We start from the raw sequence: 275 nt of genomic DNA, 5'->3' as shown, positions 1-275 counted from the left end.
TTCGCCACCGCGGTCGCGACCTCGGCGATGTTGCGGACCTGCGCGGTCAGGTTCGAGGCCATCGAGTTGACGCTGTCGGTCAGGTCCTTCCAGGTACCGGCGACGCCGCGCACCTCGGCCTGGCCGCCGAGCTTGCCTTCGGTGCCGACCTCGCGCGCCACACGCGTCACTTCACCGGCGAAGGCGTTGAGCTGGTCCACCATCGTGTTGATGGTGTCCTTCAGCTCGAGGATTTCGCCGCGCACGTCCACCGTGATCTTCTTCGACAGGTCGCC

General features: G+C 66.9%; 1 protein-coding gene. It reads right to left on the bottom strand.

Going from position 1 to position 275, the window contains the following annotated elements:
• The coding region (locus tag ALC15_RS41020) for a HAMP domain-containing protein (RefSeq protein WP_157861008.1) at positions 1–275 on the bottom strand (275 nt) is incomplete at both ends.

It is taken from the genome of Bradyrhizobium viridifuturi, from assembly GCF_001238275.1.
GTDB classification, from domain to species: Bacteria; Pseudomonadota; Alphaproteobacteria; order Rhizobiales; family Xanthobacteraceae; genus Bradyrhizobium; species Bradyrhizobium viridifuturi.
This window is presented reverse-complemented; position numbering and strand designations above follow the sequence as displayed.